A 15,233-nucleotide genomic window follows, 5' to 3' on the forward strand; every position below is an offset into this window, starting at 1 on the left:
GCGCCGCGACTCCATCCACGGCCAGTTCCAGGGCACGATCACCGTGGACGAGGCGAACAACCGGATCGTCGCCAACGGCAACGAGATCCAGGTCATCTACTCGGACGACCCGACCTCCGTCGACTACACCGCCTACGGCATCGATGACGCCATCCTCATCGACAACACCGGCAAGTGGCGCGATCGCGAGGGCCTGTCCAAGCACCTGCGCCCGGGCATCGCCAAGGTCGTGCTGACCGCCCCCGGCAAGGGCGACGTCCTCAACGTCGTGCACGGCGTCAACCACGACATGATCAAGCCCGACGAGCAGATCATCTCCTGCGCGTCCTGCACCACCAATGCGATCGTGCCGCCGCTGAAGGCGATGGCCGACGAGTACGGCGTGCTGCGCGGACACGTGGAGACCATCCACTCGTTCACCAACGACCAGAACCTGCTGGACAATTACCACGGTTCCGACCGCCGCGGCCGCTCCGCGCCGCTCAACATGGTCATCACCGAGACGGGTGCCGCCTCCGCCGTCGCGAAGGCGCTGCCCGACCTGGAGGCGACGATCACGGGCAGCTCGATCCGTGTCCCCGTCCCGGACGTGTCGATCGCCATCCTCAGCCTGAAGCTGGGCCGCGAGGCCACCCGCGGCGAGGTCCTCGACTACCTCCGCGAGGTGTCGCTGACCTCCCCGCTCAAGCGGCAGATCGACTTCACGACCGCCCCCGACGCGGTGTCGAGCGACTTCATCGGCTCGCGCCACGCCTCCATCGTGGACGCGGGACCCACCCAGGTGGACGGCGACAACGCGATCCTCTACCTCTGGTACGACAACGAGTTCGGCTACTCGTGCCAGGTCATCCGGGTCGTGCAGTACGTCTCCGGCGTCGAGTACCCGACCTTCCCGGTCCCGGTCGCCTGACCCCGGCCCGTACGACGACAGGTCCCGCCCGCCACGAAGGCGGGCGGGACCTTTCCGTCAGCCGGTCCCGGAGGCCGTGACGGCGGGCGCGGGCGCATACCCCGTCGCCCGGGTGGTGAACGTGCCCCGGCCCTGCGTACGGCTGCGCAGCCGCGTCGCGTAACCGAACAGCTCGGCCAGCGGAACGGTCGCCGTGACCACCGCCGCACCGCCCCGCGTGGTGGAGCCGGAGACCCGGCCTCGCCGGGCGGCCAGGTCGCCGAGCACCCCGCCGACCGCGTCACCGGGCACGGTGACCGTCACCTCGACCACCGGTTCCAGCAGCACCATCGCGCTCGCCCGCAGGGCCTCCCGCAGCGCGAACCGCCCCGCCGTGCGGAACGCCATCTCCGAGGAGTCCTTGGGATGCGTCGCGCCATCGGTCAGCGTCACCCGCACCCCGGTCACCGGATGCCCGCCCAGCGGCCCCTCGGACAGCGCGTCCCGGCAGCCCGCCTCGACCGCCCGCACGTACTCCTGAGGCACCCGGCCGCCGACGACCGCGGAACCGAACGCGAACTCCGCCGCCTCGCCGCCGTCCCCGCCGGTGGCTTCCAGCGGTTCGACGTCGATGACCACATGCGCGAACTGCCCGGCCCCGCCGTCCTGTTTGACGTGCCGGTAGACCAGACCGGACACCCCGCGCACCAGCGTCTCCCGGTGCGCGACCTGCGGCCGGCCGACCCGGACGTCCAGACCGTGGTCGCGGCGGATCTTCTCCGCGGCCACCTCCAGATGCAGCTCGCCCATGCCCGAGAGAACGGTCTGACCGGTCTCGGGGTCCGTTCGCACCACGAGCGACGGATCCTCCTCGGCCAGCCGGACCAGCGCGGCCATCAGCCGCTCCGTGTCCGTGCTCCGCCGCGCCTCCACCGCCACGGACACGACCGGATCGGCCACCGTGGGCGGTTCCAGCACGAGCGGGGCACCGGGCGCGCACAGCGTGGCACCGGGGCGGACGGCCTTCGGGCCGATGACCGCGACGATGTCCCCGGCCACCGCAGCGTCCACGTCCACATGCCGGTCCGCCTGGACCCGCAGGATGCGCCCGACGCGCTCACTGCGCCGGGTGGTCGCGTCCAGCACCGTCTCCCCCTTCCGGATCGTTCCCGCGTACACGCGCAGATACGTCAGCCGGCCCGTCGCGGTCGCGTTCACCTTGAACGCCAGCGCGGCGAAAGGCCCTTGAGGATCGGCGGCCCGCTCCTGCACCGCCCCGTCGAGCATGCCCCGTACCGGCGGCACGTCGAGGGGAGAGGGCAGATACGCGACGACCGCCTCCAGCAACGGTTCGACACCCCGGTTCCGGTACGCCGAACCGCAGAGCACCACGACGCCCTCACCGGTCCGCGTCAGGTCCCGCAGCGCCCCGGTCAGCGTCTGTGCCGACAGCTCGGAGCGTACGCAGAACTCCTCCAGGGCCGCCGGATGCAGCTCCGCCACCGCCTCCTCCAGGAGCCGCCGGCGCCGGGCCGCCTCCTCGCGCAGCCCGTCGGGCACCTCGCCCTCCTCGTACGCCTCGGCGCCGTCCGCCCACACCAGGGCGCGCATGCGCACCAGGTCGACCACTCCGCGGAAGGCGTCCTCCGCGCCGATGGGCAGCTGCACCACGAGCGGGACGGTGTGCAGCCGGTCCCGGATCGAGGCGACCGCCGTGTCCAGGTCCGCACCGGCCCGGTCCAGCTTGTTGACGAAGGCGATGCGCGGAACGGAGTGCCGGTCCGCCTGGTGCCACACCGACTCGCTCTGCGGCTCCACCCCGGCCACCGCGTCGAACACCGCGATCGCGCCGTCGAGCACCCGCAGTGAACGCTCGACCTCGTCGGCGAAGTCGACGTGCCCCGGGGTGTCGATGAGGTTGATCCGGTGACCGTCCCAGGTGCAGCTGACGGCCGCGGCGAAGATGGTGATGCCCCGGTCGCGCTCCTGGGAGTCGAAGTCCGTGATGGTCGTACCGTCGTGGACCTCACCGCGCTTGTGGGTGGTGCCGGTGGTGTAGAGGATCCGCTCGGTCACCGTGGTCTTGCCTGCGTCGACGTGGGCCAGGATGCCCAGGTTGCGGACGGTGGTGAGAGCGGTGACGGGAGAACGGTGCTGGTGGGTACGCACGGCCGGTGGCCTTTCGGGATGATCCGGAAGAAGACGGCGCGATACCCCCGGACGAAACGGCCCGGATGCGGGCCTGCGGGCCCCACGTGACATGACTACATGTCAGAAAAGTCGCGGGGCCCGGGTGTTCGTCACGGGGTCCGGGGCCGGCCGCGCAGCCGGCTCCGGGCGGCGCGAGACACCAGGATCACCTCGAACCGCGACGGGGGGACGACGGCAGCGGTGCGGTAACGCACGGCGGTCTCCCCTCAACGGTCACGGCGGACGCGACGGCGGACGGCCGGCGCGCGGTGTGGGGCGAGTCTAGGGAACGCGGGGCGTGCGGGGGAACCGGTTTTTCGGCCGGGTGCGTCCCGGACCCAGCGGCCGGCAGGCGCTACGGCACCGGCGCAGTGCGCTCCGGCCGCAGCCGCGCCACTCGGCGGGCGACGGGCCCACACCCCGGCCACCCCGGGTGATCAGGGCGTTCACCGGCGTGTGCGGGTCCAGGGCCATCGTGCGCGCGAACAGCACGCCGATCACGAGCGGAGCGAGCGAGAGGGCCAGAGAAGTGCCGGCATTGGTGACGTGCCGCACGCGGAGGCGCTTCGGGTCGGGAGCCATGACCCCATTTCAGCGGCGGCGCCCCGGCCCGGGATCGGGGTACGTACTCAGACCGCACGGCCCGGATACTCACCCGGGCCGTGCGGTGCGCCCGCCGGACCTTCAGGCGTTGGTGCCGGAGCCCCCGCCCGACGCCGCCTTGATGCCCTTCGTGATCGTGTCCAGGACGGACAGCGAAGGCGCCTTGGTGTTGATGTCGAAGCCGGAGCGGATCACCACCAGCATGTCCTTGGCCAGCGGGGACGGGAAGGCCAGCGACTCGACGTAGCCGTCGTCGCCGTTCTTCGTCACCACCTTCCAGCGCACCCGGTAGCCCTGCTGCCCGGCCACCGTGACCGCCTCGGACTTCAGCTCCTCGTGCGAGGTGATGCCGCCGTAGATCTTCTCGCCGTAGGACTCGTTGGCGTTGGTCTCGATGTCCTTCTCGGCGGTGGCCTTCGCCGTCTTGGTGGTCAGCTTCAGCGCCTCGGCCGGGGCGGAGAACACCCCGCCGCGTACGCACTTCTCGTCGGTGTCACCGGGGCAGGCGTACGTCCCGGTGGTCACCCCGGCGCCCATGCCCGACTCGCCCTTCCAGCCGTCGGGGACCGGGATGCTGATGCCGCTCGCCAGGTCCGTCGCGTAACCGTCCTCGATCTGCGGCCGGCCCTGCTCCGGCGACTGGTCGTCGCCGCCACCGGAGCCGCCGTCGCCGCGCTCGTCACCGTTGCCGCCGCTGCCGCCCGGGCTGCCGCCGCGCTGCCGGTCGGGTCCGGGGGACGGAGAGGCGGACGGGGTGGTGGCGGCGGTGTCGCTCTTGCCGTCCGAATCGTCCGTCAGCAGATAGACACCACCCCCGATGGCGGCCAGCACCACCACGGCAGCGGTGATGCCCGCCCCGATGCGTATGCGCCTGCTGCGGACGGCCGCCGGCGGTACGCGCAGATGGTCGGTCCACTGGGTGCCGTCCCACCAGCGCTCGTGGCGGGGGCCAAATCCTGAATACCCGGGGTCTGGATGCCAGCCGGGCGGGCTCGTCTGGGTCACGCCCGACACGGTAACCGGACTGCCTGAGAATCCTATGAACTGGGTGGGTGCACCCCGTCGGTCCACCGCCCGCAGCTGCCGCCTTCCTTGGTCTAGACATGTGGAGGGGGTGTCGCTAGCATCCGCCGACGAGGCGCGGTGGACCCGCCCGACCGCGCCCAGAAGTGAGGGCCCCATGGAAGCGACCGCCGCCGACCGTCGTTTCGCCGAGGACTACCGCCTCGCCCGGGAGATCCCGCGCGACGGGCTCACCGCCTGGCGCGCCGCCGTCGCCGCCGAGGTGGAGCTCGCACCGGGTGCCACCGTCCTGGACGTGGGCGCGGGCACCGGCTCCTTCGCCTCCGCCTTCGCCGACTGGTTCGGCGTCCGGGTCCTTGCCGTGGAACCGGCCGCCGCCATGCGGGCACTGATCCCCCGGAACGGGCTGATCGAGGCGCTGGACGGGCGGGCCGAGGCGCTGCCGGTGCCGGACGGCTGCGCGGACGCGGCCTGGCTGGGCTCGGTCGTCCACCACATCGGCGATCTGCCCGCAGCCGCCCGGGAGTTGCGCAGAGCCCTGAAGCCCGGCGCCCCCGTGCTCATCCGCAACTCCTTCCCGGGCCGGTGCGCACGGGACCTACGGGTCCGTTTCTTCCCCGGTGCCGAACGCATCGTGGACGGCTACCCCACGGTGGAGCAGACGTGCGCCGCGTTCGCCGGGGCCGGCTTCACCCGCGTCGCCCTGCACGCGGTGCCGCAGGAGAGCGCGCCGAGCCTCGCCGCGTTCGCCGACCGGATCAGGCGGGACACCGACGCGAAGCTGCGCGGCCTCGGCGACGACGAGTTCGAGCGCGGGATGCACCGACTGCGCACGGCGGCGGAGCAGGAGCCGGACCGGCCCGCAGTGAGCTGGATGGACCTGCTGGTCCTCGCCTGACCGCACGCCCCACCGACGTAAGGTCGGTCCGTATGAAGCTCAGCGACGAGGAAGGGCGGGCCGTACGGGCCGCCATGGCGGGTGAAATGCGGCTGCTCGATCCGGCGGTACGGGCGTCGCCCGAGGCGGTCACGGAATTGCTCGACCCGGAATTCGCCGAGTTCGGCGCCTCCGGACGACGCTACGACCGCGCCTCCATCCTCGCCGTCACGTCCGCCGTGGAGGACTACGGCCCCGGCCCGGACGTCACCGATCTGTCCGGCACGCTGCTCGCCCCGGACCTCGTCCACCTGACGTACGTCACCGAGCACAACGGCCTGCTGTTCAGGCGCAGTTCGCTGTGGCGCAGGACCGGCGGGCAGTGGCGGATGTACTTCCATCAGGGCACCCCGGCCGGTCCCGCGCGGACCACCGCCGGATATCCGGCGGACAGCCCCGGCGGCGCTGCATAGGCTCACCCGATGACACCTTCCCGCTACCCGTCCAAGCCCCGGCCCGGCGACCGCGTCGCCGTGCTCTCACCCTCCTCCGGTCTGCCCGGAATCCTGCCGCTGCCCTATGAGTTGGGTCTGCGCAGGCTCCGCGAGGACTTCGGCCTGGAGCCGGTGGAGTATCCCTGCACCCGGAAGATGGGCTCCACCCCGCAGGAGCGCGCCGCCGACCTCCACGCGGCGTTCGCCGACCCGGAGATCAAGGCCGTCATAGCCAGCATCGGCGGCGACGACCAGATCACCGTGCTGCCCCACCTGGACCGCGCACTGCTGCGCGCCAACCCCAAACCGTTCTTCGGCTACAGCGACAACACCAACCTGCTGGTGTTCCTCGACAACCTCGGCATCGTCGGCTACCACGGCGGCACCGTCATGGTCGAGTTCGGCCGCCCCGGCGCGCTGCACCCGCAGACGGCCGATTCCCTGCGGGCCGCGCTCTTCACCCACGGTGCGTACGAACTGACGCCCGCGAAGGAGACCCGCAGCATCAGCCGGGACTGGGGAGACCCGCACACCTTCGAGCAGGAGCCCGAACTGCTCCCCGCCGACGGCTGGACGTGGCACCACGCGGACCGGGTGGTCGAGGGGGCGAGCTGGGGCGGCAACCTGGAGATCCTGGCCTGGATGCTGATGGCCGACCGGGAGATCCTGCCCCCGGAGGCCTACGAGGGCCGGGTGCTGTTCCTCGAGACCTCCGAGGAGCTGCCGAGCGCCGACGAGGTGTACCGCATCCTGCGCAACATGGGGGAGCGGGGCCTGCTGCGGCGCTTCCCCGCCCTGCTGATGGGGCGCGCGAAGAACTGGTCCTTCGACCGGCCGCTCGACGCGGAAGCCGGGGCGGCGTACTGCCGGGAGCAGCGGGAGGCGGTGCTGCGCGCCCTCGCGGAGTACGCCCCCGACACCATGGCCGTCTTCGACGTCGACTGCGGTCACACGGACCCGCAGGTCATCATCCCGTTCGGGGGCACGATCCGGGTGGACGGTGTGGCCCGGCGCATCACCGTCACCTACTGAGCGGGCCGGCTCCCCGTTTGTGGTCCGACCACATGGTGTGTGTGACATAGTCGTGATGTACGCATACGCCCGAACGGGGAGTGGAGAAGCGGATGCCTGTCGAGTGGCAGCCCGTGCGGCAGGCCCGGACCCATGAACTCGTGCTCCAGAGCATCGAGGAGCAGGTCTTCGCCGGGAAGCTGAGGGCCGGGGACCGGCTGCCGCCGGAGCGCGAGCTGGCCCCCGTGTTCGGGGTGAGCCGGTCCGCGCTCCGGGAGGCGCTGCGGGTGCTCGAGACGATCGGCGTGCTCGTCGCGCAGCCCGGCCGGGGTCACGACTCCGGGGCCCGTATCGTGCGCAACCCGGACGACGCGCTCGGCCGGCTGCTGCGTCTGCACTTCGCCCTCGGCAGCTACAGCCTGCACGACGTGATGGAGGCCCGGGTCGCCCTGGAGCGCTCCAGCTTCGCGGCCGCCGCGGAGCACGCGTCCGACGAGGACCTGGACGCGGCGGGCGCGGTGGTCGCCCGGATGGCGCGGGAGGGCATCGGGCCGGAGGAGTTCAACGAACTCGACACGGAGTTCCACGTCAAGGTGGCGAGCGGTTCGGGCAACGCGTTGACCTCCACACTGACCGCCGCGGTACGGGAGTCGGTACGGCCCCTCATCCTGCGGGCCCTAGAAGAGGTGGACGACTGGCCCGCCACCCAGGCCCGGCTCAACGCCGAGCACACGGAGATGCTGAGGCTGGTGCGTACCGGTGACGGTGAGGCGGCGGCCGACCTGGCCGAGCGTCACATCCGCGGCTTCCACGGCACGCTGGTGGACGAGGACCGGACGGGCTCCGGCGGCGAGGGCGCCGAGTAGCACCCCCGCCGCACGGTCCTACGGCAGCATCCAGGAGAGCGCGGCCGTGGACTGGAGGTAGACCAGCACGCAGAGGACGGCCAGCATGGCCACGCTGTATCCGGCGACCTTGCGCAGCAGGATGCGTTCCGAGCCCGGCATCGCGACCGCGGTGGCGGCGATGGTCAGGTTCTGCGGGCTCACCAGCTTGGCGACCACTCCGCCGGAGGTGTTCGCGGCGACGAGCAGGGTCGGGTCGATCCCGGCGGTCTGCCCGGCCGTCTGCTGGAGGTTGGCGAACAGGGCGTTGGCCGAGGTGTCGGAGCCGGTCACGGCGGTGCCGAGCCAGCCGAGCACGGGCGAGAGCAGGGCGAACAGGCCGCCCGCCGTCGCCAGCCAGGTGCCGATGGCAACGGTCTGACCGGACTGGTTCATCACGTAGCTCAGCGCGAGCACGGTGGCGACCGTCGCGATGGCGGTCCGCATGTTCTTGAGCGTCCGGCCCGCCGCCGAGAGCGCGATGCCACCAGTCATCGGATAGACGTCGCGGTCCTTGGCGAAGCGGTAGATCAGCGTGACCAGAATGCCGGAGATGATCAGCAGGGTGCCCGGATTGCCCAGCACCTCCAGGGTGTACACCGCGCTGGACGAGGGCGTACCGCCGGTGGTCATCAGCGCGCCGTAGAGGCCCGGCCACTCGATCTTCAGGTTGGCGTGGCCCAGCACCTCGGGCATGTCGAGACCGCCCACGTTCAGCTTGGCGATACCGAAGATCGCGATCACCAGGATGTACGGGAGGACGGCATAGGTGACCCGGTGCCGGGTGAGCGGCTCGTTCTCCACCTGGGAGCGCTGGTCGTCCGGCGTCCGCGGCTTCCAGAACCGCAGCATCAGCACGGCGACGCCGAATCCGACGAGCGAGGCGACCACATCGGTCAGCTCGTACGCGAAGTGGTTGGCGCACCAGAACTGGGTCAGGGCGAAGACGCCACCGGTGACCAGCGCGATCGGCCACAGCTGACGGATGCCGCGCGTGCCGTCCACGACGAACAACAGGAGCAGCGGCACGAAAATCGCGAGCAGGGGCGACTGGCGGCCGATGACCGAGGCGATGTCCTCGGGGGGAATGCCGGTGAGGTTGCCCGCGGTGGTGACGGGGATGGCCATGGCGCCGAACGCGACCGGCGCGGTGTTGGCGAGGAGCACCGTGACCGCCGCCTTGACCGGGGGCAGGCCGAGCGCGAGCAGCATCACGGCCGTGATGGCGACGGGCGCGCCGAAGCCGGCCAGCGCCTCCAGAAGGCCGCCGAAGCAGAATGCGATGAGCATCGCCTGCACCCGCAGGTCGCCCCGGCCGACGGCGCTGAACGAACGGCGCAGGTCCTCGAACCGGCCGCTGACGACCGTGAGTTCGTAGAACCAGATGGCCGCGACGACGATCAGCATCACCGGGAAGAGGCCGAAGACCAGTCCCTGGGACGCCGAGAGCAGCCCCAGTCCGACCGGCATCCCGAAGCCGATCACGGCGACGAGCAGCGCAGTGAGGACCGAGCCCAGCGCGGACACCAGCGCCGAGCGCTTGGCCGCCATCAGGAGCACGAAGAACACGGCGAGCGGGATCAGGCTCACCAGCGCGGTCGCCAGGAGGCTGCCCCCGATGGCGTGGACGTCCGGCGTGTACGAAGCCAGCACGGTGGCGGGTGGTGCGGAAGCCACGGAATTACTCCTCGCTGAGTGACGCAGCTGATTCAGCGATCAGTAGGACACCGGAGATGTCGTATGTCAATAAGGTCAGACCAAATGCTGGCCAGGTCACTTCGCGCTCCAAGGGCTCTTCGGTTGCTTCCCGGATGCGCCTGCACCCCTGCCGGAACCGGCCGGAGGGTAGTATGGTCGGACCATAACTTGCGATCGGGGAGGTTCCATGCGTATCGGACTCTTCGCCACCTGTCTGGGAGACACGCTCTTCCCCGAGGCGGTGAAATCCACCGCGGTGCTGCTGGCCCGCCTGGGTCACGACGTGGTGTTCCCGCCGGGCCAGACCTGCTGCGGCCAGATGCACGTCAACACCGGCTACCAGCGCGAGCCCGTCCCGCTGGTCCGCAACTTCGCCGCCCAGTTCGGCGACGCCTCCATCGACGCCGTCGTGATGCCGTCGGGCTCCTGTGCCGGATCGGTCCGCCACCAGCACGAGATCGTCGCCGAGCGGTACGGGGACGCGGCGCTGCGCGCGGGCGTCGCCACCGTCAAGGCCAAGACGTACGAGCTGTCCGAACTCCTGGTGGACGTGCTGGGCGTGACCGATGTCGGCGCGTACTTCCCGCACCGGGTCACGTACCACCCCACCTGCCACTCGCTGCGCATGCTCAGGGTCGGCGACAAACCGCTGCGGCTGCTGCGCGCCGTCGACGCCATCGACCTGGTCGAGCTGGGCGAGGCCGACTCCTGCTGCGGGTTCGGCGGCACCTTCGCCGTGAAGAACGCCGACACCTCGACGGCCATGCTCCAGGACAAGATGCGCCACGTCACCGCGACCGGAGCCGACGTGTGCACCGCCGGTGACTCCTCCTGCCTGATGCACATCGGCGGCGGTCTCTCCCGCATCAAGGCCGGGACGCAGACCCTGCACCTCGCCCAGATCCTGTCCTCCACCCGCACCTCGCCGCACGTCCTGACGGAGGCCGCCCGATGAGCGCGACGTTTCTCGGCATGCCCGCGACCCCGCCCCGCTCCCCGTACGGCACGGGAAACCTGCGCGGCGACCGGAAGTTCCCCGCCGCCGCCCACGACGAGCTCGGCAACGAGCAGCTGCGCCGCAACCTCGGCCGCGCCACCCACACCATCCGGGCCAAACGCCTCCACGTCACCGGCGAACTGCCCGACTGGGAGGAGCTGCGCGACGCCGGGTCGGCCATCAAGACCGACACCATGAACCGGCTCCCCGAACTCCTGGAGGAGCTGGAACGCAACGTCACCGCACGCGGCGGCACCGTCCACTGGGCGCGCGACGGCGTCGAGGCCAACGAGATCGTCGCCCGGCTGGTCCGGGAGACGGGCAGTGACGAGGTCATCAAGGTCAAGTCGATGGCCACCCAGGAGATCGGGCTCAACGAGCACCTCGAATCCCTCGGCATCGCCGCGCACGAGACCGACCTCGCCGAGCTCATCGTCCAACTCGCCCACGACAAGCCCTCGCACATCCTCGTCCCCGCGATCCACCGCAACCGCGACGAGATCCGGGAGATCTTCCTCAAGGAGATCCCCGGCGTCGACCCGGCCCTGGACAACGTGCCCGCCCACCTGGCCGCCGCCGCCCGCGCCTATCTGCGCGAGAAGTTCATGACGACCAAGGTGGCCGTCTCCGGGGCCAACTTCGGGATCGCCGAGACCGGCACCCTCTCCGTCGTGGAGTCCGAGGGCAACGGCCGGATGTGCCTGACCCTCCCCGACACGCTGATCACCGTCATGGGCATCGAGAAGGTCCTCCCGCGCTACCAGGACCTGGAGGTCTTCCTCCAACTCCTGCCGCGCTCCTCCACGGGCGAGCGGATGAACCCGTACACCTCGATGTGGACCGGCGTCACCCCCGGGGACGGACCGCAGACCTTCCACCTGGTCCTCCTCGACAACGGTAGGACCGCAGCCCTCGCCGACCGCATCGGCCGCGAGGCGCTGAACTGCATCCGCTGCTCGGCCTGCCTCAACGTCTGCCCGGTGTACGAACGGGCCGGCGGCCACGCCTACGGTTCGACCTATCCCGGACCGATCGGGGCCGTACTCACCCCGCAGCTCGCCGGGATGCACGCCGCCAAGGACGACCCCAACAGCTCGCTGCCGTACGCCTCCAGCCTCTGCGGGGCCTGCTTCGACGCCTGTCCCGTCAAGATCGACATCCCCTCGCTGCTGGTCGAACTGCGCCACCAGCACACCGAACAGTCCGGCACCACTGCCGAGAAGCTCGCGATGAAGGCGGCGGGTGCGGTGATGGGCCGGCCCAAGGTGTACACCGCCGCGCAGAAGGCCTCGCGGCTCGGCCGGGTCCTCGCCCGGGACGGGAAGCTCCCGGCGCTGCCGCCCCCGCTCAACGGCTGGAGCGACAGCCGCGACACCCCCGCCCCGCCGAAGCAGACCTTCCGCGCCTGGCTGGCCTCGGCCGAGGGCACGGCCGCCCTGCGTGAGGCGTCCGCCGAACACACCCGCAACCAGCAGCAGGAGGACGGCGCATGACGACCGCCCGTGACACCGTGCTCGGCCGCGTCCGGGACGCGCTCGCCCTCGCGCCCGCCCGTGAGACACCCGCCGGGGAGACCCCCGTCCCGCGCGCCTACCGCACCGGGCGCACCCTCCCCGACGAGGAACGCCTCGCCCTCTTCACCGACCGGCTGGTCGACTACAAGGCGCAGGTGCACCCGTGCACCGCCGACCGGACCGCCGAGGTGATCGCCGAGGTGCTGCGGGAGCGGGGAGCCGCGCGCATCGGTGTGCCCCCGGGGCTCGACACCGGATGGCTGGCCGCGTACGACGGCGAGGTCCGGCAGGACTCCGCGGACATTCCGGCGCCGCGCCTGGACGCCCTCGACGGTGTCGTCACCGCGTCCGCCGTCAGCTGCGCCGAGACCGGCACGATCTTCCTGGACGGCTCGCCCGACCAGGGGCGACGGGCGCTGTCCCTCGTGCCCGACCTCCATGTCTGCGTGGTCGACCTGTCGACCGTGGAGGTGGGTGTGCCCGAGGCGGTGGCCCGGCTGGTGCCGGAGCGCCCGACCACGTTGATCAGCGGGCCCTCGGCCACCTCCGACATCGAGTTGGAGCGGGTCGAGGGCGTCCACGGCCCGCGTACCCTCGCGGTCGTGATTCGCACAGATGTTTAGGTGATCATGCCGGGCGGGATTACGCTCTCTGCCTGGCATGGACACTCTTACCCTCTGGCAACTGGCGGCACTGGCCGCGGCTTCCGCACTCGTCGGCTTCTCCAAGACGGCCGTCAGCGGCGCCAACACGATCAGCCTCGCGGTTTTCGCGGCGGTACTCCCCGCCCGCGAATCCACCGGGGTACTGCTCCCGATCCTGATCGCGGGCGACGTGCTCGCCGTCCTCGTCTACCGGCGCCACGCGCACTGGCCGACCCTGCTGCGGCTCTTCCCGGCCGTCGCGGCCGGTGTGGTGGCGGGCACGCTGTTCATGATGTGGGCCGACGACGCCACCGTGCGGACCTCGATCGGCGCGATCCTGGTCTTCATGGCCGGCGTCACCGTCTGGCGCCGCCGCACGGCGGAGACCGTCGCCGAACCCGGCGCCGACGACGGACCGCCGACCGCCGGTGAACGGCTCAAGGCACGTTCGTACGGGGTGCTCGGCGGTTTCACGACCATGGTCGCCAACGCGGGCGGCCCGGTGATGTCGCTCTACCTGCTTTCGGCCGGATTCCGGAAACTGGGCTTCCTGGGCACCTCGGCGTGGTTCTTCCTGATCGTCAACACCTCGAAGGTGCCGTTCAGCGTGAGCCTCGGACTGATTGACGGCCGCTCCCTGCTGCTGGACGCCTGCTTGCTGGTGTTCGTGCTGCCGGGCGCCTGGATCGGCCGCACATGCGTGGACCGCATCAACCAGCGGCTCTTCGAGCGCATCGTCCTGGCCGCCACCGTCGTCGGCGGCCTCCAGCTCCTCCTGTTCTGAAAGCCTTACGCCGACGGCCCCCGCGGACACGCGTCCGCGGGGGCCGTCGGCGTAAGGCGGCGGGGCCGGTCAGATGATGCCCTCCTCGATCTCCGCCTGCTCGCGCGCGTTCCCGTACGCCGAGGGCGTGCCGTACGAGCGCCGCGCGACAAACCACCACACCGTGGCCAGGACCAGCACCGCGACCAGGGCGATCGACGCGTAGTTCATCGAGTCGATGGTCACCGGGGACGACTGCGGCAGCAGGAACAGCACCGTCACGATCGCCACCCACACCACCGCGATCCAGCCGACCGGCTTCGACCAGCGGCCCAGGTGCCACGGCCCGCGCTGGAAGCGGTCCCCGGCGCGCAGCTTCAGGAAGATCGGGATCGCGTACGCGGGCGTGATCCCGATGACGTTGATCGCGGTCACCGCGCCGTACGCGGTCGCCGAGTACAGCGACGGCAGGGCCAGCACCCCGGCGACGATCACCGACAGCCACACCGCCGGAACCGGCGTCTGCGTCCGCGCGCTCACCTTCCGCCAGAGCGAGGAGCCGGGCAGCGCGTTGTCCCGGCTGAAGGCGAACACCATCCGGCTGGCGGCGGCGACCTCGGCGTTGCCGCAGAACAGCTGCGCCGCGATCACGATCAGCAGCATCGCCGTCGCGCCCGAGGTGCCCAGCGCGTCGATCAGGATCTGCGCGGGCGGCACACCGGTGGCGCTGTTCTGCGTACCCGCGTAGTCCTGGATGGCGAAGGTGAGCCCGGCCAGCAGGACGAAACCGGCCACCCACGACACCCAGATCGCCCGGACGATGCCGCGCGCCGCCGACACCGAGGCGTTCGAGGTCTCCTCCGACAGGTGGGCCGAGGCGTCGTAGCCGCAGAACGTGTACTGCGCGAGCAGCAGTCCGATCGCCGCCACGTACAACGGGTTGTGCCAGCCGGTGTCGTTGACGAACTCGGTGAAGACGAACGAGGGCGACTGGTGGTGCGAGGGCACGATCGCCAGCACGGAGACGATCACCGCGACACCCGCCAGGTGCCACCACACGCTGATCGAGTTGAGGATGCTGACCAGCCGCACCCCGAACAGGTTGAGGACGGCGTGCAGCAGCAGGATGCAGACGAAGATGATCATCGTCTTGCCCGGGGTGGGCGTGAAGCCCCACTGGAGGTTCATCAGCGCGCCCGTGAACAGCGCGGCGCCGTAGTCGATGCCCGCGATGGCGCCGAGCAGCCCGAGCAGATTCAGCCAGCCGGTGTACCAGCCCCACTTGCGGCCGCCCAGCCGGTCCGCCATGTAGTACAGCGCCCCCGATGTCGGATACGCGCTCGTCACCTCGGCCAGCGCCATGCCGACGCACAGCACGAACAGGCCGACCCCGGCCCAGCCCCACAGCATCACGGCCGGTCCGCCCGTCGACATGCCGAAGCCGTACAGGGTCATGCACCCCGACAGGATCGAGATGACGGAGAAGCTGATGGCGAAGTTGCCGAACCCGCCCATGCGGCGGGCCAGGACCGGTTGGTAGCCGAGCTCACGGAGCCGTTGCTCCTCGTCCTTCGGCGCACTGGTCCCGGCACCCTTGCGGGGCGAGGTGGACACGGACATGGAGGACCTCCTGGTGGGGGGTGGAC

13 protein-coding genes are annotated in these 15,233 nt (G+C 71.0%); 9 read left to right on the top strand and 4 right to left on the bottom strand.

Going from position 1 to position 15,233, the window contains the following annotated elements; all coding sequences use genetic code 11:
* Positions 1 to 910, top strand: a 910-nt coding sequence (locus AMK18_RS35135) for a glyceraldehyde-3-phosphate dehydrogenase (protein ID WP_241836449.1), incomplete at its 5' end; no start/stop codon positions are given.
* A gap of 57 nt (positions 911 to 967) precedes the next feature.
* Here AMK18_RS35135 and fusA read toward each other — a convergent pair.
* Both fusA and AMK18_RS04860 read right to left on the bottom strand, forming a co-directional pair.
* Entirely contained in the window at positions 968 to 3,058 is a 2,091-nt protein-coding gene (gene fusA / locus AMK18_RS04850) for an elongation factor G (RefSeq protein ID WP_073861760.1), read from the bottom strand.
* Positions 3,059 to 3,763: 705 nt separating this feature from the next.
* A complete protein-coding gene (locus AMK18_RS04860) occupies positions 3,764 to 4,687 on the bottom strand; it encodes a DUF2510 domain-containing protein (protein ID WP_073862293.1) in 924 nt (307 codons plus the stop codon).
* A gap of 175 nt (positions 4,688 to 4,862) precedes the next feature.
* Between AMK18_RS04860 and AMK18_RS04865 the strand changes: the two genes are divergently transcribed.
* The 4 genes from AMK18_RS04865 to AMK18_RS04880 all read left to right on the top strand — a co-directional run bounded on the left by AMK18_RS04865 (position 4,863) and on the right by AMK18_RS04880 (position 7,953).
* Positions 4,863 to 5,603, top strand: a complete 741-nt coding sequence (locus tag AMK18_RS04865) for a class I SAM-dependent methyltransferase (protein ID WP_073861762.1) — start codon at positions 4,863 to 4,865, stop codon at positions 5,601 to 5,603.
* Between the two features lie 32 nt (positions 5,604 to 5,635).
* Complete coding sequence (locus AMK18_RS04870) at positions 5,636 to 6,055, top strand: nuclear transport factor 2 family protein (RefSeq protein ID WP_073861763.1); 420 nt, start codon at positions 5,636 to 5,638, stop codon at positions 6,053 to 6,055.
* A gap of 9 nt (positions 6,056 to 6,064) precedes the next feature.
* A complete protein-coding gene (locus AMK18_RS04875; protein WP_073861764.1) occupies positions 6,065 to 7,108 on the top strand; it encodes a S66 family peptidase in 1,044 nt (347 codons plus the stop codon).
* 92 nt (positions 7,109 to 7,200) lie between these two features.
* On the top strand, positions 7,201 to 7,953 hold the full coding sequence (locus tag AMK18_RS04880; protein WP_073862294.1) for a FadR/GntR family transcriptional regulator: 753 nt from the start codon (positions 7,201 to 7,203) through the stop codon (positions 7,951 to 7,953).
* 18 nt (positions 7,954 to 7,971) lie between these two features.
* Here the strand turns inward: AMK18_RS04880 and AMK18_RS04885 are convergent, their stop codons facing one another.
* Positions 7,972 to 9,648 (bottom strand): L-lactate permease, encoded by a 1,677-nt coding sequence (locus AMK18_RS04885; RefSeq protein ID WP_073861765.1) that lies wholly within the window; start codon positions 9,646 to 9,648, stop codon positions 7,972 to 7,974.
* Positions 9,649 to 9,856: 208 nt separating this feature from the next.
* Between AMK18_RS04885 and AMK18_RS04890 the strand changes: the two genes are divergently transcribed.
* Genes AMK18_RS04890 through AMK18_RS04905 form a run of 4 tightly spaced genes read left to right on the top strand, consistent with a single transcriptional unit; the run spans position 9,857 to position 13,608 of the window.
* Positions 9,857 to 10,624 (top strand): (Fe-S)-binding protein, encoded by a 768-nt coding sequence (locus AMK18_RS04890; protein WP_018100069.1) that lies wholly within the window; start codon positions 9,857 to 9,859, stop codon positions 10,622 to 10,624.
* Positions 10,621 to 12,159: a LutB/LldF family L-lactate oxidation iron-sulfur protein gene (locus AMK18_RS04895; RefSeq protein ID WP_018100068.1), complete on the top strand. Its 1,539-nt coding sequence runs from the start codon at positions 10,621 to 10,623 to the stop codon at positions 12,157 to 12,159. Before AMK18_RS04890 ends, AMK18_RS04895 begins: the two co-directional genes overlap by 4 nt.
* Positions 12,156 to 12,803, top strand: a complete 648-nt coding sequence (locus tag AMK18_RS04900; protein WP_018100067.1) for a LutC/YkgG family protein — start codon at positions 12,156 to 12,158, stop codon at positions 12,801 to 12,803. The genes AMK18_RS04895 and AMK18_RS04900 overlap by 4 nt, the downstream gene beginning before the upstream one ends.
* 37 nt (positions 12,804 to 12,840) lie before the next feature.
* Complete coding sequence (locus tag AMK18_RS04905; RefSeq protein ID WP_018100066.1) at positions 12,841 to 13,608, top strand: sulfite exporter TauE/SafE family protein; 768 nt, start codon at positions 12,841 to 12,843, stop codon at positions 13,606 to 13,608.
* Positions 13,609 to 13,677: 69 nt separating this feature from the next.
* Here AMK18_RS04905 and AMK18_RS04910 read toward each other — a convergent pair whose 3' ends face one another.
* Positions 13,678 to 15,207 carry an amino acid permease gene (locus AMK18_RS04910; RefSeq protein ID WP_018100065.1) on the bottom strand — a complete coding sequence of 510 codons (1,530 nt, stop codon included), beginning with the start codon at positions 15,205 to 15,207 and terminating at the stop codon, positions 13,678 to 13,680.
* Positions 15,208 to 15,233: the final 26 nt, after the last annotated feature.

It is taken from the genome of Streptomyces sp. CB01249, assembly GCF_001905735.1.
Classification (GTDB): Bacteria; Actinomycetota; Actinomycetes; order Streptomycetales; family Streptomycetaceae; genus Streptomyces.

Coding starts and splice junctions, on each gene's coding strand:
- AMK18_RS04865 (WP_073861762.1), top strand. CDS start 4,863: ATGGAAGCGACCGCCGCCGACCGTCGTTTCGCCGAGGACTACCGCCTC.
- AMK18_RS04870 (WP_073861763.1), top strand. CDS start 5,636: ATGAAGCTCAGCGACGAGGAAGGGCGGGCCGTACGGGCCGCCATGGCG.
- AMK18_RS04875 (WP_073861764.1), top strand. CDS start 6,065: ATGACACCTTCCCGCTACCCGTCCAAGCCCCGGCCCGGCGACCGCGTC.
- AMK18_RS04880 (WP_073862294.1), top strand. CDS start 7,201: ATGCCTGTCGAGTGGCAGCCCGTGCGGCAGGCCCGGACCCATGAACTC.
- AMK18_RS04890 (WP_018100069.1), top strand. CDS start 9,857: ATGCGTATCGGACTCTTCGCCACCTGTCTGGGAGACACGCTCTTCCCC.
- AMK18_RS04895 (WP_018100068.1), top strand. CDS start 10,621: ATGAGCGCGACGTTTCTCGGCATGCCCGCGACCCCGCCCCGCTCCCCG.
- AMK18_RS04900 (WP_018100067.1), top strand. CDS start 12,156: ATGACGACCGCCCGTGACACCGTGCTCGGCCGCGTCCGGGACGCGCTC.
- AMK18_RS04905 (WP_018100066.1), top strand. CDS start 12,841: ATGGACACTCTTACCCTCTGGCAACTGGCGGCACTGGCCGCGGCTTCC.
- AMK18_RS04910 (WP_018100065.1), bottom strand. CDS start 15,207: ATGTCCGTGTCCACCTCGCCCCGCAAGGGTGCCGGGACCAGTGCGCCG.